General features: G+C 33.5%; 1 protein-coding gene. It reads left to right on the forward strand.

The window, feature by feature from the left end:
• Nucleotides 1-614: DUF4352 domain-containing protein (locus JUJ52_RS23110; RefSeq protein ID WP_228089253.1), on the forward strand; the 614-nt coding region annotated here is incomplete at its 5' end.
• Nucleotides 615-808 lie beyond the last annotated feature (194 nt).

Raw genomic sequence — 808 nt, forward strand, 5'->3', positions numbered from 1 at the left:
TTTGTATACTAATTATAATAAGTTTGTTTTTAGCGTCTTGCTCTAATGATGAGACAACAGAACAAACTAATCAAACGACTGATACAGAGCAACAAAATGATCAAGATAATACTGATACGTCTGAAGAAGTGGATTCTGATGAAGGTAATCAAGTTGAAAACAAGGATGAACATATTGAAAACCAGTCTGGCCTTCAGATTGGTGATGCAGGCACTGTAGTAAGTTCAGAAGAAAGATATACCTATGAGGCTACTTTAAATGAAATACATTTTCGAGATATAGACGAGATTAAATTATTTAATGAAACCTTCGCAGTAGTTAATGTCACCATTAAAAATATTGATGATCAACCACTTAAGGCAGAAGATATTTTTAGTCCTAGCCTTGGAGAAATGGGAACAAATCAATATGAAGGGCCTGTAGATAATCAATTTCTTCAAGAAACTTCAGGCATTGAAATTATAGAAGGAGAAATTGCACCAGGGGATTCAGTTACAGGCGATTTTGTGTTTGATATCGATAAATTTGATAACTACCATTTTGCATTTGGGACAAAATGGGACCAAATTTTTACCATGGCTGAATGGGAATTTAGCATAGATGAAGTTCAATAGATATCTTAAAAGCAAACTACATGATTAATTACTATGATCGGGGATGACGTGATGAAAAAATTTTTTAAAGGAGAGCGTGGCTCAGTTTCTATCTTTGCCATTCTTATCATCCTTCCAATCTTTTTATTGAATGCTTTATTTATTGATACATTAAGAATGCTGAGCGTCAGATTGAGAATGTAATGGATATTGCC

This window comes from Virgibacillus sp. AGTR, from assembly GCF_016919725.2.
Taxonomy (GTDB): Bacteria; Bacillota; Bacilli; order Bacillales; family Amphibacillaceae; genus Virgibacillus; species Virgibacillus salarius.